Origin of the sequence: Pseudomonas sivasensis, assembly GCF_021391435.1 — a bacterium.
In the GTDB taxonomy this organism is placed as follows: domain Bacteria; phylum Pseudomonadota; class Gammaproteobacteria; order Pseudomonadales; family Pseudomonadaceae; genus Aquipseudomonas; species Aquipseudomonas sivasensis.
The window spans coordinates 2,545,402-2,565,445 of the sequence record NZ_CP090029.1 but is presented as its reverse complement, the minus strand read 5'-3'; the positions used below and the strand labels follow the sequence as shown (position 1 = coordinate 2,565,445).

The window sequence follows — 20,044 nt, the reverse complement described above, 5'->3', positions numbered from 1 at the left end:
GTAACAAAGGCAAGGCCCAAGGGAGGTGAATCCTGACCGACGTGGCAGCAGCAAAGGCCTCAGAACTGCGCGCCAGCCTTTGAGTTCGCCAGGTAGCGCGCCGGAGAATCCCCCAGGTTGCGCCGGAACACCGACGTGAACGCACTGGAGCTGCTGAAACCCAACCCGAGCGCCACCTCGGTGATGGAAGCGCCATGGCTTAGGCGTGCAGTGGCTTCCAGCAGGCACACCTGCTGGCGCCAGGACACAAACGTCATCCCCGTGCTTTCCTGGAAATGGCGGGTGAACGTGCGTCGACTCATGTTCGACCACTCAGCCATCTCGTCGAGGGTGATTTTTTGCGTGGGCGCCTCCAGGAAACGCTGACAGGCCCGCGCCAGCCGTGGTTCGCCAGGCAATGGCGCGCTGAGGGGCACCTCAGGCATGGCGCCGATTTCATCAATCAACAGCGTCAACACGCAGCGATGCCTCACATTGAGTGGCATTGAGGGATCGATAGCCAGCGCCGCCTCCAGCAAATGCCTGAGCAAGGGCGACACTTCAAACACCTGACAGCGCGCTTGCAACCCCGCGCGCAGGACGGCATCGGCGTTCAGGTAGGTATTGAGCATCACCACCTCCCCGCGCATCTGCATTTCATGGGGCACACCACCGGGCACCCAAATCGCCCGCTGCGGCGGCACCACCCAATTGCCGAGGTCGGTGAACATTTTCAACGCACCGGTGGAGGCATAGGCGAACTGCCCACGCGCATGCGTGTGCCGCTCGAAAACAGTGCCATTGGGGTATTCGCGTAGCGTCACCACGGCGTCAGGGCTGGAAAAATCAAAGGCTGGAATCATGGCCCGATCTTGTCAAAAGTTGACCTGACATAGCAAGCGGGCCAATCGAACTGCCCCTAACATCAACGCCCTTAAAGAAGCGTCATGACCTAGGGAACACTCCATGCTGAAAAAACACTTGGCGCTAGCCGTGCTCGTCACCCTGGTGTGGGGAGTGAATTTCCCCATCACCCAATTGGGCCTGCGCTCGGTCGACCCCTTTGTGCTCACCGGCATCCGCTTTGCCTTGGCAGCCCTGCCCCTGGTGTTCTTCATCAAGCGCCCCGCCGTCAAGTTCAGCTACGTAGCCGCCTACGGTTTTATCTTCGGGCTGGGCATGTGGGGCGTAATCAACTACGGGATCCAGATCGGTGTGAGCCCTGGTATTGCTTCATTGATCATCCAACTCAGCGTGTTCTTCACCATGGGTTGGGGTTTTTTACTGTTCAAGGAGAACATCCGCAAGGCGCAGATCGTCGGCGCCTTGCTGGCGCTCAGCGGACTGGCGGGCATCATTTCCACTCAGGAAGGCAACCACGCCGTCCTTGGGGTGATGTTGATCGTATTGAGTGCGCTGGCCTGGAGCGTGGGCAACGTCATCATCAAGAAGTCCGGGGTCAAGGAGATCTTCTCGTTCATGGTATGGGCCAGCCTGTTTCCGCCGATTCCACTGTTCCTCATGGCCTGGTGGATGCATGGCAGTAGCCCGTTCGAAGGCTTGAACGCCAGCCTCGACCTGGCAGCGATACTGTCCATCCTGTTCCAGGTGTACCTGGCCACGCACTTTGCCTACTGGGGCTGGAACTCGCTGCTAAAACTGTACCCCGTGTCCACAGTGGCGCCGCTGTCGTTGCTGATTCCCGTATTCGGGATCAGCAGTTCGATGTTGATCATCGGTGAGCACGTTTCCACGCCGAACCTGATTTCGATTGCAATCATCATCGTCGGGTTGGCGGTGGGGTTAGTTCCCCGCTACGGACCGCGCTTGAGCGAAAACACAAAATAGTCTTCGACCCAAAAGCCGTCCATCAACGATCAACTTTCGTAGGAATATGCTCAGCAACGTAATCTACTAGCTGTTTAAGGCTTTGCTCGAACGTCTGGTTAGCCGTATCAATGATCAAATCAGGGTTCAAGGGCGGCTGGTAAGGCGCATCTATACCCGTGAAGTCGAGAATTTCTCTGGCTCGGGCCTTGCGGTACAAACCCTTGGGGTCACGTATCTCACACGTTGCAAGGTCTGCCGCAATATAGATTTCATGGAAAGACGTGTTGCCGGCTGCGGCACGAGCGCGCGCACGCCCTTCGCGATAGGGGGAGATAAACGCAGTGATACAAATCATGCCCGCATCTGCAAATAGTGCGGCTACTTCACCGACCCGCCGTATGTTCTCTGTCCTGTCGTCTTCTGAAAATCCCAGGTTGGCATTAAGTCCTTTGCGAATATTGTCTCCATCCAGTGTGTAGCACGCGCAGCCAGACCTCAGTAGATGCGCCTCCAAGGCCATCGCCAAACTCGACTTTCCGGACGCAGAAAGGCCCGTAAACCAAATCACAGCGCCTTTTGTCCCCATGTAATGGGCGCGCTCAGCCTGGGTCACATGGTGACTGACAGACGTCAGGTTAGAGGTATTGACAGGCGATTTCATAAGCGTGATCCCGCGTATCCCAACGCATGAATTAGAACTCGCCGAGCTTTCAGCTCAGCACCGTCTGATTGTAGAAAATAGTCTTGGGCGCATCAGTCGTGAGGAACTTGTGAGGCGATCACTCACCAACGTCTGCCAGGTAACTGGATAAATACTCACTCGGAAAAGAGTGCCCTCTCAATCCGTCCAAGCCACTAATAATTCCCTCACGCCATTTCTCAAGAAGTACTGTTGAGACATGGCGTTTATCTACGCTGACCCCAGCCGCGCTTAGTAAGCGTCGGCTTCGTCGCATGGAGTTGGGGTCATTTTCAACGTAATACGATAGAAAGCTGCGCTTTATCGAATTCAAATGAGGTAGCAGGAACGGTTCGGGCTTTCCTTGTTGATCTGCTGAAAGTACTTTTACAATTCGATTCAGCACTCGCATGGCCTGAAGTTCATGCCCGGTCAGTGAGCGGTTATGTTGAATACTCTCTGGGGAACGAGGCCTCAAGGTAAAGCCTGCGTGCCCCTCAATCATGTCGTAGAAACGACCGGGGTCGTCACGCAGCAACTCTACGGGAATAACCAGTACGTTTGATGCGCCAAACAGGGAAGCGTAAAGATCATACAACTTCGCGTAATTCAATAACCCGAGCAACATGGCATGCCAGCGTTCGGTAAACACACGAGGGTTTTCAGAAGCGCCCTCTTTCACCGCCTGATTGTAGTAGCTGTCCACAAACGACAACGGGCTTCTTGTCACAATCAGCACTTTAGCGTCGGGTAACTCATGCTTCAGCGCCGCCGCGACCAGGCGTTGGTACGTTTGAATTTCAAGTGCCGTTACCGGTCTCGGCGCCCAGCCGCAGAGTTCTTCACAGCTCACGAAAACAGGGGCATCTGCCCGTGGTTGGTGTGGCGCTATATTCGACTCCCCCGGACCGTCTAGATAAGCTTCCAGCGAAGCCGCGTGAACAATATTCTGGGCGTAATTGTGCCATTGAAGCACCTGTACGTCGCCCCGCTGCTGTGCCGCGGCTTGTATGTAAGTTGACGCTGACTTGGGGAGGCCAATGTGAATAAGCTTCATTAAATATCCTGTCGAGGGTACCCCGATAACGATCGGCGCCACCCCATGAGTAAATTTAGCGCCCCGCGGCAGTCTGCCGGCGTTAGCCTAGGTCGGTTTCGTCACCTACCCTATAACCAGCGCTTCCTTAGGAGTGATCAACTTTCTTTTCAGCCAGACACGTAATGTGATGTGTTTATTCTCCAGCAACCACGCGCACATTGCAGCAAACATAATGCATATAAATACTGACAGCCAGGCATTAGACACGCGCGATGGATCTATATATTGCGCCACCAGAACACGAATCGGCTCATGTGTCAGATACAACGCATAGGACACATATGCACCCTTTGCAGTCACCCACCTGACGGGGGAAGGAATACGAAGATCCTTGCTTGCCAATACGACCAGCATCAGCCCTACACCCGAAAGAATTAGAAGCTGTAAGTCATACATATTTATCTGACTGGCAAGCGAGAGTTTTTGAAATTTCCAGAGAATCCCAGCCACAACAGCCATGAGGGGGACAACAACCTGCCGCCACCCCATCTGAGGCGCATAGACAAATATAGCTGCGCAGGCGGCACCCAGAAACCACTCCCATGCTACCGATTCCCAGACTGTGAAATACCCCACCACCAGTGTCGCGGGGCATGACAGCAGTACCGCAAGCGATTTCTCAATCTTTCCCATCGACCTCCAAAAAAAGGCAATACCGAAAAAGACATAGAGCCACCACTCAATAGCTATCGTCCAAAGAACACTGTTTCCCCCATAGATATTTATAGGCGGGACGCCTCCGATCATCCTGGCGAAAGGCGTGTGCTGAAGCTGAAAAAGGTGCCCAACAGAATCCCAAGCCGTTGGCGGAGCACGGCCCAAAACAACAACACAAACCAAAAATGTAATCATCAGCCCCGGAATATATAAAACATATATCCTGCTAAAGCGATCTATCATGTACTCGCCAAAACTGTACTTTTTCTTACTCAAGCATTGGTAGACGATAAGAAATCCTGAAAGCCAAAAAAACACAACTACCGCCAAGCTTTGAAATGGCATCACCTTACCAAACCAACTATCAGGAACTACTAATGAAAACGTATGCCCTACTAAAACTACAAAAGCAGCCAACGCTCGTATTGCATCGAGCATGGTTGACTGACCAGCGGTTAATCTATTAATCACAAAAAGCTACCTTCTTTATTATTAGTCAAAATACCATTCAGACATTTGTGACTTTATTGGAATAAAGAGATAAACGCTTTTTGGCCATATTATTATGCGCCCACTGCGGGCTGCACCTGCAAATAACCAGAATGCCCAGCACACACACAAAAAAAACCGCCATTCAAATGAGAATGACGGCTTTTAAAACTTAATCGTTTCTTGGCGTAAGGCCATATATCGCAGCCTGTTCCAGCATGCGTACCGCAATGTCCCAATCCTCGAGAGTATCAATATCGAGCGACTCGCGACTGTCCGTCATTACTAACGGCACGGTCCCGGGGCCTAAAAAACGCTTCTGCTCACGAAGAACATCTGGCGCCAGCAGGTAAATGGCCCCGTCCAATGTGTAGGCCGGTTCCAGGTCCTGCGATCGCTTCGACAGGCTCTCCCAACCAAGGAAAGGCGTCATGGTGTCCCCTTCCAGCCTGAAACACCAAGCGGGATGAGAGCTGGCTGCTGCAACACTGACAACGGAGCGGGAAACATCCTGCTGATACTGCAATACCGCACGCCGAATGGATTCTGCCGAACGAAAGGGCGAGGTGGGCTGAAGCAACATGACACCATCCACGGCGCCGTGAGCGGTTTCATATTCATCCAGCACCTGCACCACTACGTCAAAACTGCTGGCGATATCAGTGGCCAAATGCGCAGGCCTCATACTGAGGACACTGCCACCAAACGTGCGGGCAACGTCCGCAATAGCAACATCATCCGTCGAGATCACGACATCGGTAACAACGCCACTTTGCTGCGCAGCTTCAATTGTCCATGCAATCAACGGCCGCCCACCCAGAACCTTGATGTTCTTTCCGGGTAGCCGTTTGGATCCGCCCCTCGCGGGTACGATTGCCAGGATTTTCATTTCAGCGCCACAAAGTCGCGCAACATCGACAACCCGACCTTGCCACTTTTTTCCGGATGAAATTGAGCGCCCCACACATTGTCGCGCCCGATAACCGCCGCCACAGCCGTATCGCCGTACCGGCAATCCGCAACGCGATGAGCACCATCTTCAGGAACAGCCATGTAGGAGTGCACAAAATAGACCGCGCTATTGTGCGGTTCTATCGAGGCCAGCAATGTTCCTTCCCAGGAAGCACGCCCTGCGGCACAAACCAGATCTGACCAACCAATATGAGGGATTTTCAGACGCGCACCGCTCTTATCAACGGCAGGTATCGGTTCTACGGAACCTGGGATCAATCCCAACCCGTTGATAAGGCCAAACTCATGGCTGCAATCCAACAACAGCTGCATTCCAAGGCAAATGCCGAAAAGTGGCGCACCAGATGAGGCGTACTCTTTGATTGCCTGATCCATTCCGTTCGCCGACAACATCGTCATCGCATTGGAAAAGGCCCCCACACCTGGCAGTAGAACCTTAGTGGCGTCTTTCAACGCATCGGGATCGGATACCAGGTTTACGGTCGCACCGCAGTACTCAAGCGCACGACGTACGCTAAAAAGATTACCTACGCCATAATCGATAACTGTTACTACATTACTCATAGGTTCGAACCCGGATCCCGCCAGCAGAGGCTTCTGTTCGGATGTCAGCCAGCGATGCTCGCTTATAGTGAAGAATGTCAGCCATAGCTACTGCATCCGCCCCCATCCTGACCACCTCGACGGCATCTTGGGCTTTACCCATACCGCCGCTGGCAATAACAGGAATATTGACTGAATCGGTTACCGCCTGAACAAGTGCCAGATCGAAGCCTTTACGCGTTCCTTCGCGGTCGACCGAGGTCAGCAAAATCTCTCCGGCACCTAACGCTGCCGCCTGTTTTGCCCAGTCGACGACGTCAATACCCGTGCTTTCACGGCCATTGTCGGTGAACACTTCCCAACGTTCCGGCGAGACGCTTTTTGCCTCAATTGACAACACCATACATTGGCTGCCAAAGCGCCGAGCGATCTCGGTGATCAACTGCGGATTGCTGACCGCTGCGGTATTAACGGCGACCTTATCGGCACCACACCTCAGCAGATGAGCGACGTCGTCAGCCGATCGCACACCTCCGCCGACGGTCAGAGGAATGAAGACATTCTCTGCCGCCTGCTTGATCAACTCACTCAGGCTGTTGCGCCCATAAAGACTCGCGACGCAGTCCATATAGATCAACTCATCAATGCCCTGCTCGTAATAGCGCAGAGCATGTTCGTTAGGGGACCCGATTACGCGGAGCCCCTCCAGATGAATGCCTTTAATGAGATTGGCACCTTTCACATCAAGGCGGGCAATCAGTCGCGTGTTGCTCATTCAGCGTTAACCTGAGGATTCCAAGGCGTGTAACGCAGTTTCCACTCGCCATCAACCACATGCCACAGGTGCGGAGAACGGAAACGATCACATGTTTCCAGGAACTCTTCACGGGTCATGCTGATGTAGTCCAGGAATTCCTTTTCGTAGCGCGATGGATATTCACCTTCATAACGCTGCATCAAAGCAATTGCTTCGTCCTTGTCGATGTGATGGTTACGAATCTCTTGAGCAGAGTCCATCATCGAGCGGCCCACGCCGAATTTGATCCAACGTGTGAAGTAGAAGAAACCATCTACCTTGTCATCGAGACTGTTGTACTTGGAGTACGTCCCCTCGGTGCGAACAGGGTTGGCTTCAAAGCCGGTATTCTCTACGGCGTAGTAGTAGGCTTCCTGCGGTACCCACTTCTTGTAGTAACCCAGGTATTTGAAATCGATACCCTTGCGCTCAAGCACTTCGGCTGGCATTGGCAGATAGCTTTTCAGGTCGACCAGCGGAACGCCTTCGTCCAGGTATTCGCCAATTTTCTTGCCACCCAGGTAAACGTCGCGGACGTCTTTGCCACCGAAATAATCCAGCGAAAAACCCTCGCTTTCCGCTACTTCATTGGCGGCAGCGTAGCTTGAGGTTTTATGGGAAATCTTTTCGCCGTACTCGCCTGGCATCTCTCCGTAGAAGATCAACGGAATATTCAGTTGCGCTGCCATTTTAGCAACGAACGTCTTCTGCCCCAGGATGAACGGCTGGAAAGGGTGGAGCAGATTGATTGTCGCGTTGCGGGTCAGCAGGCGGTGAATCTTGCCATTGGGGGTATACAGATAGTTATCGAAGCCACCGACATGCAGCCACTGCTGGAAGTTTTTCCAACCAATATCGGTATACAGGTGCGGCGACCAGGTCACGGTCAGCGGATTCATGCCGTATTTGTACTTCAGCAGGTGAGACTGCATCGCGCTGTCTTTACCACCGCTGCCACCGACGATGCAGTCGTAGGTGCCGTCGGACTTACGATGCTGATTGCACAACTCGACGAGTTCGCGCTCACGCTCGTCCCAATCGATTTCACCGTCTTCCTTGAGGATGTTGAAACGGCACGCGTGACATACACCCTCTTCGTCGAAGCTCAAGGTTGTCTTGGTCGAGCCATTGCTGTGCGCGTACTCATTGCTCGACATCGGCTGCTGGTTCGACATGTTGCACTTTTTGCAGAACTTAACGTCGCGCGGCAACCCGTAATAAACTTCCAGTTCATTTTTTGGCTTGCTGAACCTTGAAAGATCTATAGATGAACTCGGGGCAATTTTCAAAACCAATCTCCAATCACGAAATTATTTATTGAACAGTGTACTTGTACGTACCAACAGCGGGTCGCTGGGTCTGTATCGCTTACGCCCCGCATGCTGCACGCGCTCGAACAACAGTGGTATATCGCTCTGACCCCCAAAATAAACGATTTCATCGATTAAAGCGGGGTCCACACGTAGATACCAGCGCTTACGTGTATTCGGTTTATCGGCCTCTCATGGAGGCCATTAATTTTGCATCTTCAGTCGCTTAACGTTTTTTCCTACCGTGTTGACTGATATCAACTGGAAACTGTTGAACGCCACTGGCATGCGTCAGACGCACAATGCTTGCGCAGCCCACTTCATGGGTTGCGACCAAGGGCCCGACAAGCGCATTTTTCCAGAGGAAGTTGGTCAATTGAGCTCATGATTATTTTGGCTCAACTTTAAATTTCGACTCACGAATCCGCATTGGAGAACTCACCACCAAATGCCCTGCTTGCAGGTCCCTGACCAACGTACTTCCCGCCGCCACGATGGCGCTCTCGCCAATACTAAGGCCTTGCAGGGTGGTGGAACCTGCGCCAACAAATGCGCCAGTCGCCACCTTGACTCCACCGCATAAAACAGCCCCGGGAGCGATGTGAACATGACTTGCGATTATACAGTCGTGATCGACCCTGGCCCCGGTATTTATGATCGTGTTGGCACCTATGACGGAATCGGGCTGAATCACTGCCCCGGCCATGACTTGGGCACCCGCCTCCAGCACTACAGTGGAGTCGATCCATGCTGCCGAGTGCAGAAGTGCTGGAAACGTATAGCCCTTGGCGGTCAGCTCCATAAAGACCTTCATCCGGCGATCGCTGCCGACAACTTGTCCCAGACCATTGACCAATGCCACCTGGGTAGGATCCAGCCCATTAAGCGCCTCGTCACCCCCCAACACCCTTACACCCCGCCAGAACTCGATACCACTCTGCGCCAGAACGGGATCGCAGACCCCTTTCACCACCGCCCCCATCGACTGAAGCAGCGCCAATAACACTTTCGCGTGCCCCCCGGCGCCAAGAATGACAAATGGAAGCAGGGAAACGTCGCGACCAGACTCCGTCATTCGATGATCTCACCGGCGCGATAGTTGCGCGAAGCCACTGCTCCGACTCGCTGCCACAACTCAGTCGCAGGCAAGCCGCTGCCAGAGCGCGCCGTGGTCAGATCGGCGCGGGCGAACCGCTGACCCGAAGTAATTTCGCGCGCCGCCACTACCTGCTGACGAGCAGCCTTGCGGGTATCCCATTCACTGGGTTGTGGCGATTTTCCCGGCTTCCCGAGGGCCAGTTCCAGCGCCCTTATCTGCCTTACCATGTCAGCAAGCTCAGCGGGCTCCAGCGATGCCTTGTGATCCGGGCCCGGCATGGAACGATCCAGCGTGAAATGTTTTTCGATTACGGTCGCACCACGAGCGACCGCGGCGACGGGCACCAGTAATCCTTCCGTATGGTCCGAGTACCCGACTTCAAGCCCGAACGCTTCTTTCAGCGTATCCATGGCCCGAAGGTTAACTTCCGCCATAGGCGTAGGGTATTGCGAAGTACAGTGCAACAGCGTGACATGGCCGGCCAATCGGCCTCTTGCCTCATCATCACTCCAGCACCGCCAAACTTCATCCATATGTGCCGGTTCGGTTTGATTACACAGTGCGTGCGCAACGATAGCCAGACCTTGCTCGACCTCACTCAGTGTCGCCATGCCCGTCGACAGAATGAGTGCCTTCCCGGTCCTGGCAAACTGCCAAAGCAACGGTCCGTTGGTCAGCTCCCCCGAAGGAACCTTGAAGAATGGAATATCCAGCGAACACAGAAAATCCAGGCTATCGCTATCAAAAGCAGTGCTGATGAACTCAATGCCACGGGCTTTGGCATGGCTTTGCAAATCAGCGTGCCAGGCGCGCGGCAGTTCAAGCTTCTGCAGCATCGCCAACTGGCTTTCAGCCGCGTCGGTCGTTTCCTGCTGATACAAGGCCTTGGGAGCACTTGCAGATGCCAATTTGCGCGCATCGAACGTCTGGAACTTTACCGCATCTGCCCCAGCGCTCGCGGCCAGGTCGACCAGTTCAAATGCCAACTCGCGCTCACCATTATGGTTTACACCAGCTTCAGCAATAACGTACACCGCATCTTTTTTGGGTAGTTTCATACGTCAACTCAAATCATGAAATGTTTTGTGACTCAATAGGTCACAAGTTTCAAGAACGGCCACAATAGCCTCGGCGACTTCACCCTGCCCATACGGGTTGGTTGTTTCCCTGCAAGACTGCGCAAATGGCGCACTCAGCGCCAACGCAAGCGCCGCGACGATGGCGTCTTTATCGGGCGGGCAGGCCAACACCGAGTCCGCGCAAAGCCGGCCGGCCTGACGCATGCCAATATTGACGGTCGGCACACCAAAAGACGGTACTTCGATGATCCCACTGGAAGAGTTGCCGACAACCGCTGAAGCGCGTGCGACGACACTGAGGTAGCGACGAAAACCCAATGAAGGGATCGCCAGGACCCGATCAGGATGACGCCCAGCAAAATCCTCCAGCAACGGAATGATCGCGCGACCACCGTTATCGGCATTCGGGTAGGTCAGAATGACGCGATAATCCGCGAATTCCTCCAGGGCCAGCAATAAGGCGTTGAAGCTTTCAACTGGATCCTCTGTCAACGCCGTGACCGGGTGGTAAGTGACCAGGATGAGCGGTGCATCCACATCAAACTGAAGGCTCTCACTTAATTCGTGTGCCGACATAAGCGGCGTGCGCTTAATGTGATCAAGCCCAACCGCTCCGACATTAAAGACCCGCTCGGGGCTTTCACCCATCTGAATGACACGCTGCCGGTAGGGCTCAGCCGCCACGAAATGCAGGTATGCCATTTTCGTGATTGCATGGCGAATGGCATCATCATATGCGCCCTCCGTCAGCTCCCCACCGTGCAAATGAACGACAGGAATGCGCATGACCAACGCCGCCTGAACAATACTCAGCGCCTCGAATCGGTCACCCAGTACCACCAACATCTCAGGGCGCAACCGATCCAGGGCATCAGCAAATCCCAGCGTACCCAATCCCATCGACTTGGCCACGCCGACGTCGGTATTGGAGGATAAAAGCATCTCGACCTTGGCGTCGATGGCAAAACCATCGTGCTCGATTTGTCGCCAGGTCTCTCCAAACTCAGGAGAAAGGTGCATGCAACTGACAATGGTTTGCAGCTCAAGCAGCTCGCTGGCCTGAATGCCTTTCATCAGCCAGTACAGCAAGCCGTACTCAGCCCGAGTCCCGGTAAATACGGCGACGCGACGTGTCATAAGCGACCCGCAGGCGGCACGCTGCTGGGCAGGTTAACGATACGCGCCTCCAGCCAATGCGAGTTAGTCAGGTCGCCCTTCAAGCAATGCTCGTAAGTGGGCAAATGGCTCATCAATTTCCAGATCGGCCGAGTCATGACACCACTGTCGTTGGTTGCTTTCAGCAGCGCGTCACGCTGCGTCCTGTCATTGCAAATAACCGCGTTCAACCAGTAATTGGATTTGCCATGCGCCGGCTCGGTAAAAAACTGCAAGTCGGTTTGTGCCAACTCATGCTTGTAATTCATTGCCAGCTTTCGCTTGGATACGAGGAATGAATCCAACTGTTCCAACTGCGCACAACCCAGGGCCGCATTAAGGTTAGGCAACCGGTAGTTGTAGCCCACTTCATCATGAACATATTCGTAGGCATGAGGCTGTTTGGCAGTGGTCGTAAGATGCTTGGCTTTGGCACCCAGTACCTCGTTGGTCAGCAGCATACCGCCACCGCCAGTGGTAATGATCTTGTTGCCATTGAAGCTGAGCGTGCCAATCAACCCGAATGTGCCGGTATGACGCTCTTTATAAGTACTGCCTAGAGACTCGGCCGCATCCTCCACCAACGCCAGCCCCCAACGAGCACAGACCTCCATGAGCGCATCAAGCGCTACGGGATGGCCAAATGTATGCATTGGTAAGCAGGCCCGGAGTGCGCGGTCGTCACTTCGCAAGCGGCAAACGCCGTCGGCGTCGATAAACGCTTCGGACTCAAGCCACGCATCCAGGGCTGTCGGCGAAAGGCCCAAGGTCTCACGATCGACATCAACGAATACAGGTTGAGCGCCACAATAGGCAATGGCATTGCATGTAGCTACAAATGTCAGGGACTGAGTGATGACCAGATCACCCGGCTTAACGCCCGCCAACAAAAGAGCTATGTGCAACGCAGCGGTACCGTTCACGGTAGCTACGGCGCGCTCACTGCCAGTGTAAACCTGCATGTCCTTCTCGAAACGATCTACAAAGGCACCAACGCTGGAGACGAAGGTCGATTCGATCGTGTCTGCTACATACTTTTTCTCGTTACCGGAGAACACCGGGGCATGCAACGGAATGAACTCATTTGTTCCGTATTGATCGCGTACAAACCGAACCAGGGCATCAAACATTTCGAGCCTCAAACGTTATAAATATTGGCTTTATATTTGCTGAGGTTTTGAGGCTGGGAGAACCACTCAACCGTTTTTTCCAGGCCTTGGCGAATCGAATACTCAGGCTCAAAACCGGTAAGAGCGTGGATCTTTGAGTTATCACACCACAAGCGGAAAACTTCAGATTTCTCTGGACGCAGGCGCTGGTCATCCGTCAGGAACTCAACATCGCTATTCATCAACTCGCGAATAAGATTGAGCGTATCACCTACCGAAATCTCAAAATTCGAACCGATGTTCACCGTTTCACCGATGGCTTGCTCGCAACGAGCCAATTCCAGGAACCCACGGCACGTATCGGCGACGTAGTTGAAGTCGCGAGTCGGCGTTACATCACCCAGCTTGATCTGTTTCTGCCCGGCGGCAATCTGACTGATGATGGTGGGGATAACCGCCCGAGCAGACTGGCGAGGACCGTAGGTGTTAAATGGGCGCGCAATCGTCAATGGCAGATCAAATGCATTGAAAAAGCTCATTGCCATTGCATCAGCGCCGATTTTTGAAGCGCTGTACGGCGACTGCGCCTGAAGCGGGTGCTTCTCATCGATAGGCACATACTGGGCAGTGCCGTACACCTCACTGGTCGAGGTATGGATAATGCGCTTTACGCCGTTTTCCAATGCCGCCTGGCAAATATTCAAAGTGCCTTTGACATTAGTATCTACATAACTGTCTGGAGCGACGTAGGAATAAGGAATAGCAATCAGCGCAGCCAGGTGAAAAACGATGTCGACACCTTTAGTGATGTGCTTGCAATAGTGCGGGTCACGCACATCACCATTGAGCACCTCAATACGAGACAGGCAATCGACATCCTCGAGCCAACCCCAATAGTTGAAGGAGTTATACTGAGACAGCGCCTTTACATTATAACCTTCACGCACGAGCAGCTCGGTCAAATGCGAGCCAATGAACCCATCCGCGCCGGTCACTAAAACTGTAGTCATCGTTCAACCCTTAACGTACTTGTCCCGAAGCCCCAGAGCCCAAGACACAAAAAACAGTTACGCAAGAGTCCTACAAACGGATCCTGCTTCAAAAATTGCGACACGTGCAAAAGCACGCGCATACCACACCGCACCGAGCCGCATAGAGATAGCCTGGCTGGCAACCCGCAAGGCAATGCCATCAGAGGGAGCACATCTTGCACTGAACAGCCCGGCTTGCGCCATTAGTCGCCCAACAAGTATCCGGCAGCAACCATGACACAGCGCAGCCTACGACGCAGCGAAACCAGAGGTGGTGTAAAAAATCAAACAGGGGGGAGGCTCCCATTACTTTACGCCAAGGGAGCTTTGCCAGGATCAGTCACGAGCCGCCTGAAAAGCGTCTCGCAAGAAATCGGTGAGCATGCATCCCTGCAATGATTGGCTGATCATACCAGCTCAAAGAGCGCCGAAAAACATCCCTCGCCACTCTTCCTACAAAAAGCAGCATAAGTGGCTTACGTTGCGCATGCGTGAACCGCACACTGATCACTCTTGTTGACTTACGAGACCTGTCGTGTAGGCTTATTGCGCCCCTGTTTAACAGCTGCGGCTGCGCTACAGTTCGGCTGTTCAAAATATTCGGAGCAATATAGATACAGTAGACAGGGACGCTCTGCTCCGAGGCACTCCAGTCAGATTAGGAAGTCGATAAAGTGAAGGATTGGAGAGATACCGTAGTCTCGCCCAACACTCCGTTGCGCGAAGCGATTGTTCGCATCGACGCCTGCGGGATGCAAATGGCACTGGTGTTGGATGATGACGAAAAACTGGTCGGATTACTCAGCGACGGTGACGTCCGCCGAGCAATCCTTAAGGAAGTCCATCTGGAGACGCCGGTTGCCGAAGTGATGAACGAGGCGCCGCAGACTGCTCACGCAACATCTTCCAGCAACGAACAATTGAACCTGATGCGCCGAGGTGTTTTACACCATCTGCCGCTGCTGGATGATGAACAGCGCGTGGTGGGTTTAGCCACGCTCGATGCCCTCACGGGAATACTTGAGCGCCCAAACTGGGTGGTGTTAATGGCTGGCGGCCTGGGACAACGCCTGCGCCCCCTGACAGAACACTGCCCAAAACCGATGCTGATGATTGCCGGAAAGCCCATATTGGAGTGCATTCTGGAGAGTTTCATCGAGCAAGGATTTCGCAACTTCTTTCTCTCCGTCAACTACCTCGCTGAAGTGGTACGCAACCACTTTGGGGATGGCAGCAAATGGGGTGTGCGAATTCGCTACCTGGAAGAAAACAAACGACTAGGTACAGCAGGCGCCTTGTCGCTACTGCCCAAACGCCCCGAACACCCTATTCTGGTGATGAATGGCGATCTCTTGACTCATGCGCGTTTCGACGACTTGTTGCAGTTTCATGAAGATCACAACGCCGAAGCCACAATGACAGTACGCGAGTACGACTTTCAGGTGCCCTACGGGGTTGTGAAGGTCGATGGTTCAGCCATTACCGGCATTGATGAAAAACCGATACACAGTTTTTACGTCAATGCCGGAATCTACGCCATTTCACCCTCGGTGCTCGACCAGATTCCCGAAGGTACCTTTTACGACATGCCCACCATGTTCGAGGACTTGATCGCATCCAAAAGAGCCACTGCGGCATTTCCCCTGCGTGAGTACTGGCTCGACATTGGTCGTATCGAAGAATTCGAACGAGCACAACACGAATGGTCTGCGCAAAAAACCGAAAGGCAGCCTGCAAACTAACGCCAAACAGCACAGTGAATTTTCCATGAAAAAAATGCTTTTGCTTCTGACTATTTTGACCGCCACCGCTGGCAGCCTTGCTGGCTGCGATCAAGCCTCCGACAAACAAGCGCAGGCTCTCGGCAGACCAGCCAAAGCGGCCCCTGCAGTAACCCTTGAGAATCAGGCGCTTGAACTCGCACTGTCCTCGCCTGAAGGCGCTGCACAACTGGCCGCGAAGTCTCCGGAAACCGTTGCCGTCGCTGCAATGCAAGCGTCCGAAAAAGCGCTGTCTGAAATCAAGTCCTCGCCAGAGTCGGCAATGCTGAGGCTTAACGCCTACGTAGAGCTTGCATCGGCCGCCTCTGCAGCAGCTCCACAGTCGCAAGTTGCGAAAGACGCAGCCCAAAAGGCTAAGAGCGCTAAATTGCGTGCCACAGCGGCAATCAAGGATGCTAAATAGATAGCAATCCATCCAAAAAGTGTTGCGGTCGAGCGGGCGCTCACGCTGAGTGACCCGACTTCGACGGCACAACGAATTGTGCATAAGGTTGACGGGAACGCTCAAAGGCCTGCAAGCCGTGCTTTTTGAGAAAGAATTCCTACTCTATTTTTTCCAACACGTAACGACTTCATTAGCTTAGCGACGGAGATGTCAGGACGATGCACGCAACAAAAGGTGAGGAATGAAATTGGGCTCTCCACTCCCTGGCAAAAATGTGCTTTTTGTCGTAAACGAAGCCGGGGAGTTCGTCGAGCTTCGCCGTGTCGCAATAGCTGCCAAGACGGCTGGTTACGACGTCAGCTTCCTTTTCGTACAAGCGGGCTATATCAACCTCAAGCCTGACCGTGCGTTTTGCCGCATGAACGGCTTCGGTGCTTATTACCCAGGGCGCCCGCTGAAGCGCTCTCCACTGTCGATAAAGTATGAAAAAATCGCGAAGGAGCTTGAAAACGGTTACATACCTCACTCCTTGGTGCAAAAGACCAATCCCAAAGGGCGTGCATTTACATGGGCCGGCCTTGTTCTAACGACAGTGCTCAGTCCATTTTTCAAGCTGCATGACTTCGCCACTCGCTCCAAGCAAAAGCGCGCCGAAAAAGCCAACAGCAAAAGTTTCCAGCCGTATAACTACGCGCGCCAGTTGTACAACGTCCTCAAGCCTTCAATGGTGGTTTTCGGTCAGGAATTCCCAGGATCGGTGAATACCCTGCTGACGAAAATCTGCAACAAAGATAACGTCCCAACACTGATCGTCCCGTTCGCCGTAGGCACGGCCAAAGAAATGGTCGAAAGCCTTTCCGACAAACCGATGTACGAAGCGGACAGGAATATCCTTAACAAACTTGCAGCGTTTCTGTTTCCACACTGGGTCAACTACTACGCCTCGAAGAAACTCCTTCGCCTGCCCGGTCAGCACATATTTTTGCTGGAAGCCTTCGGTTTTGCGCCGGAACATCCTTGGATCCCCAATAACAGCAGCGTCACCTGCATCGCCGTCGAAAGCCCGGAAATGGAGCGTTACTATCGCCGTATGCTATTCCCGGAGCACCAGTTGCGCTTGACGGGGGCTGCATACGACGACGTTATGCATGCCGCACGAGAGTCGCAAACCGCCCGCGAGCGCATTTTCCGACGACTGCGTCTGGATCCTACCAAGCCTTTGCTCGTCTGTGCCTGGCCCACCGACCAATATGGCTCACGCAGCATCCCAATGGAGTTCCAGGACTACAAGTCACTTTGCAAGGCCTGGGCAAAAGCCCTCGCAAGCGTCAGTCGCTTTACTGATTTCAATGTGATAATTCGTCCACACCCCGTCACCGACCCCGAGCTTTTGAGTGAAGTCCTCAGGCCCTATCGCCTGCATCACCGGGTGACCGATATCGACACACTTGAACTCGTTCCCGCGTGCGACCTGTTTGTCGCGTGCGTGTCGTCCACGCTGCGCTGGGCCACGGCATGTGGAATTCCAGCCATCAACTACGACTGCTATGACTACGGCTATACCGACTTCGATAACGCGAAAGGCCTTATTACGACCAACCGCTACAGCGTATTCCAATCGAGTCTGGAGCAATTGACTGACAACAAGGAAGCGTACGCCGAGGCACGAGCCAATCAAATTGAATGTGCTCATGAATGGGGCCTGCATGACGGTAAATCGATGGCGAGAATTATCAAGCTGTTCGACGAACTGACAAGCGCTCAGCCTCTCTCCACCCCCTCAACCAGAACCTGACCCTAATGAGTACCGAAGAAAAAATCCGCCCGCCGCTCAAGGAAACGGTTGTCAACAATTCCCGCCGTTTCGACCTTCGCGGACTGATCAGAACCCTATGGGATTTTCGATTACTGTTGTGGGTATTCTGCAAGCGGGATCTGAAGGGACGTTACACACAAACGATATTCGGATTGGGGTGGGTCGTTCTGACCCCACTCATTACCGTTGGCGTATTCGTTATCGTGTTCGGCATCATGGTCAAGGTGCCAACTGATGGGCTCCCCACCATTATGTTTTACCTGGTGGCGGTCATACCCTGGTACGCCTTCATGAACGTCCTCAACCCCTCGGTTCAGATGATCGAAGGCAACGCAGGCCTGATCACCAAAGTCTACTTCCCTCGCCTCCTTATTGGCGGGGCTTACGCCGTAGGCGCCGCCGTTGACTTCCTGATCGCCTACACGTTACTGATTACGCCTTTCGCCATTATCTATGACGTTTGGACAATTCAGTTGTTGCTCATCATGCCGTTGCTACTGGCCTGTACACTCATGACAGGCCTGGGCATAGGCCTGATGCTCGCGCCTTTAAATGCCAAGTATCGAGACGTAAAACACTTGGTGCCCCTGGCCTTACAACTTTTTTATTACTCAACACCTGCTATTTACCCGGTCTCGGCTGTCCCGCCTTGGGCAAAACCCTGGTATGCAGTCAACCCACTCTCGCTGGTGATTACCGGTTACCGTGACGCCATGCACGGCCACTGGCCCGCACAATCCACCCTGCTTACGCTCATTGCCATTGCAGTGACTTGCTTCTCGGTTGGCGTGTTTATATTCCAGCACTTCGATAAAAATGTGGTAGACACCCTATGACATGGGCTATTCGTTGCGAGAACGTTTCCAAACTTTATCGGATTGGCAAGTCCAACGTTACCGCCGCCGAAATGATCAATATGCGTATTCGGTGGATGCTCGGCCGAGTGATTAACCCACTGCAAAAGTCGAAAACTGCGAAACCGGTGGAAACCACTCACGAATCGCACACCATTCTCGACGCCATGCAGACCCAAGATGCGCCACCCAACCATTTCTGGTCTCTGAAGGACGTGGACCTGGAGATAAAGCAAGGTGATCGAGTCGGTATTATCGGTCCCAACGGTTGTGGCAAAAGCACACTGCTAAAGATCTTGTCCAGAATCACATCGCCCTCCCATGGCGGCTTTCGTTTCCGTGGACGATTGATCAGCCTTCTGGAGATCGGAACAGGATTTCACGGCGATCTCAGTGGCCGCGAAAACATCTACCTGAACGGCTCGATCATGGGCATGAAACCTCAGGAAATCAGCCGTCGTATCGAGGAAATTATCGAGTTCTCGGAACTCGGCGAACTGATTGACACGCCGGTGAAGCGCTATTCCTCAGGCATGTATGTGCGCCTCGCCTTTTCCGTAGCGGCCCACCTTGAATCCGAGATTCTCATCGTCGATGAAGTGTTGGCGGTAGGTGATGCTGCGTTTCAGAGACGCTGCACCGAAAAAATGCTTCAAGTAGCCGACCAGGGACGCACACTGCTGTTTGTCAGCCACGACATGGATGCTGTCAACCGCATTTGCAATAGAGCCGTACATATGGCTCACGGCCGCATTGTTAACGACAGCAAAATCGAACTGCCGAAAAGCGTCGAAGACAAACAAATTTCTACGCAAAGTGTCTCAGACATCACCCGCTCTTATATACGCTCAGGCATTCAACTGACACCGGCAGTGACGTGGGCTGAGGCCAACGCGCCGCTGTTTGACGACTGCGTAAGACTCGACTCGATCATGGTTCTTGATCAAAACGGCAATCCGAGTCCCGAATTTGACGTGAAGGAAGAGTTTGTTATCGAAGTCAAGTTCACGGTTCTTGAGGCGAAATGGCCGATTAATGTGCACCTGCACCTGAAGGACTTGGCGGGCCATTATGTACTGGTGAGCATGGACAACCTGTACACCGGCACGGATGTCAGGGCCGTGGGCCAACATATCGAGCGTTGCACTGTTAAGTCGCCGTTGCTCAATGTTGGAGACTATCGTGTCGATGTCGAACTGTGGCCTGGCGCTGAAATCGATCACCGGATCATGAAGCAGGCGGTCATCAGCTTCACGGTTGCCGATGACAGTGAACCCACCGGAGTTCGTGGGAACTGGCCCAACGCATGGCCCAACTGCATGGTGCGGCCTCACCTATCGTGGGATGTTGATTTGCCCGTAAACCGTCAGGCGCGCTAGTC

The 20,044-nt window shown here is 53.5% G+C and carries 19 protein-coding genes; 6 read left to right on the top strand and 13 right to left on the bottom strand.

What is annotated here, in order from left to right:
* Positions 1-59 precede the first annotated feature (59 nt).
* A complete protein-coding gene (locus LRO94_RS11675) occupies positions 60-842 on the bottom strand; it encodes an AraC family transcriptional regulator (RefSeq protein ID WP_032885362.1) in 783 nt (260 codons plus the stop codon).
* A gap of 103 nt (positions 843-945) precedes the next feature.
* On the opposite strand from LRO94_RS11675, the gene LRO94_RS11670 reads away from it, so the two are divergent.
* Positions 946-1,827 carry an EamA family transporter gene (locus tag LRO94_RS11670; RefSeq protein ID WP_032885363.1) on the top strand — a complete coding sequence of 294 codons (882 nt, stop codon included), beginning with the start codon at positions 946-948 and terminating at the stop codon, positions 1,825-1,827.
* 22 nt (positions 1,828-1,849) lie between these two features.
* On the opposite strand, the gene cysC is transcribed toward LRO94_RS11670, so the two are convergent.
* From cysC to LRO94_RS11610, 12 genes are all read right to left on the bottom strand, one after another.
* A complete protein-coding gene (gene cysC / locus LRO94_RS11665) occupies positions 1,850-2,470 on the bottom strand; it encodes an adenylyl-sulfate kinase (protein WP_032885364.1) in 621 nt (206 codons plus the stop codon).
* Between the two features lie 118 nt (positions 2,471-2,588).
* Positions 2,589-3,545, bottom strand: a complete 957-nt coding sequence (locus LRO94_RS11660; RefSeq protein WP_032885365.1) for a sulfotransferase — start codon at positions 3,543-3,545, stop codon at positions 2,589-2,591.
* A 105-nt stretch (positions 3,546-3,650) separates the two neighbouring features.
* On the bottom strand, positions 3,651-4,682 hold the full coding sequence (locus LRO94_RS11655) for an acyltransferase family protein (RefSeq protein ID WP_081797632.1): 1,032 nt from the start codon (positions 4,680-4,682) through the stop codon (positions 3,651-3,653).
* Positions 4,683-4,905: 223 nt separating this feature from the next.
* Positions 4,906-5,622 carry an acylneuraminate cytidylyltransferase family protein gene (locus LRO94_RS11650; RefSeq protein ID WP_032885367.1) on the bottom strand — a complete coding sequence of 239 codons (717 nt, stop codon included), beginning with the start codon at positions 5,620-5,622 and terminating at the stop codon, positions 4,906-4,908.
* Positions 5,619-6,269, bottom strand: coding sequence for an imidazole glycerol phosphate synthase subunit HisH (gene hisH, locus LRO94_RS11645; RefSeq protein WP_032885368.1), 651 nt, complete (start codon positions 6,267-6,269; stop codon positions 5,619-5,621). The genes LRO94_RS11650 and hisH overlap by 4 nt, the downstream gene beginning before the upstream one ends.
* Positions 6,262-7,023 (bottom strand): imidazole glycerol phosphate synthase subunit HisF, encoded by a 762-nt coding sequence (hisF, locus tag LRO94_RS11640; protein ID WP_179179186.1) that lies wholly within the window; start codon positions 7,021-7,023, stop codon positions 6,262-6,264. The genes hisH and hisF overlap by 8 nt, the downstream gene beginning before the upstream one ends.
* On the bottom strand, positions 7,020-8,333 hold the full coding sequence (locus LRO94_RS11635) for an N-acetyl sugar amidotransferase (protein ID WP_032885370.1): 1,314 nt from the start codon (positions 8,331-8,333) through the stop codon (positions 7,020-7,022). The genes hisF and LRO94_RS11635 overlap by 4 nt, the downstream gene beginning before the upstream one ends.
* 409 nt (positions 8,334-8,742) lie before the next feature.
* Positions 8,743-9,429, bottom strand: a complete 687-nt coding sequence (locus LRO94_RS11630) for an acetyltransferase (protein ID WP_179179187.1) — start codon at positions 9,427-9,429, stop codon at positions 8,743-8,745.
* Positions 9,426-10,511 (bottom strand): N-acetylneuraminate synthase, encoded by a 1,086-nt coding sequence (gene neuB / locus LRO94_RS11625; protein ID WP_032885372.1) that lies wholly within the window; start codon positions 10,509-10,511, stop codon positions 9,426-9,428. The genes LRO94_RS11630 and neuB overlap by 4 nt, the downstream gene beginning before the upstream one ends.
* A gap of 3 nt (positions 10,512-10,514) precedes the next feature.
* On the bottom strand, positions 10,515-11,669 hold the full coding sequence (gene neuC, locus LRO94_RS11620) for a UDP-N-acetylglucosamine 2-epimerase (RefSeq protein WP_032885373.1): 1,155 nt from the start codon (positions 11,667-11,669) through the stop codon (positions 10,515-10,517).
* Entirely contained in the window at positions 11,666-12,817 is a 1,152-nt protein-coding gene (locus tag LRO94_RS11615) for a LegC family aminotransferase (RefSeq protein ID WP_032885374.1), read from the bottom strand. The genes neuC and LRO94_RS11615 overlap by 4 nt, the downstream gene beginning before the upstream one ends.
* Positions 12,818-12,825: 8 nt before the next feature.
* Positions 12,826-13,806 carry an NAD-dependent 4,6-dehydratase LegB gene (locus LRO94_RS11610; RefSeq protein WP_032885375.1) on the bottom strand — a complete coding sequence of 327 codons (981 nt, stop codon included), beginning with the start codon at positions 13,804-13,806 and terminating at the stop codon, positions 12,826-12,828.
* Positions 13,807-14,501: 695 nt separating this feature from the next.
* On the opposite strand from LRO94_RS11610, the gene LRO94_RS11605 reads away from it, so the two are divergent.
* The 5 genes from LRO94_RS11605 to LRO94_RS11585 all read left to right on the top strand — a co-directional run bounded on the left by LRO94_RS11605 (position 14,502) and on the right by LRO94_RS11585 (position 20,042).
* The gene (locus LRO94_RS11605) at positions 14,502-15,569 is read left to right on the top strand and encodes a nucleotidyltransferase family protein (protein ID WP_032885376.1); all 1,068 of its coding nucleotides are present in this window, start codon (positions 14,502-14,504) and stop codon (positions 15,567-15,569) included.
* Between the two features lie 25 nt (positions 15,570-15,594).
* The gene (locus tag LRO94_RS11600; RefSeq protein WP_032885377.1) at positions 15,595-16,011 is read left to right on the top strand and encodes a hypothetical protein; all 417 of its coding nucleotides are present in this window, start codon (positions 15,595-15,597) and stop codon (positions 16,009-16,011) included.
* A gap of 223 nt (positions 16,012-16,234) precedes the next feature.
* Entirely contained in the window at positions 16,235-17,788 is a 1,554-nt protein-coding gene (locus LRO94_RS11595; RefSeq protein WP_032885378.1) for a glycosyltransferase family protein, read from the top strand.
* A gap of 5 nt (positions 17,789-17,793) precedes the next feature.
* Positions 17,794-18,645 (top strand): ABC transporter permease, encoded by an 852-nt coding sequence (locus LRO94_RS11590; RefSeq protein ID WP_032885379.1) that lies wholly within the window; start codon positions 17,794-17,796, stop codon positions 18,643-18,645.
* Positions 18,642-20,042 carry an ABC transporter ATP-binding protein gene (locus LRO94_RS11585; protein WP_032885380.1) on the top strand — a complete coding sequence of 467 codons (1,401 nt, stop codon included), beginning with the start codon at positions 18,642-18,644 and terminating at the stop codon, positions 20,040-20,042. The genes LRO94_RS11590 and LRO94_RS11585 overlap by 4 nt, the downstream gene beginning before the upstream one ends.
* Positions 20,043-20,044: the final 2 nt, after the last annotated feature.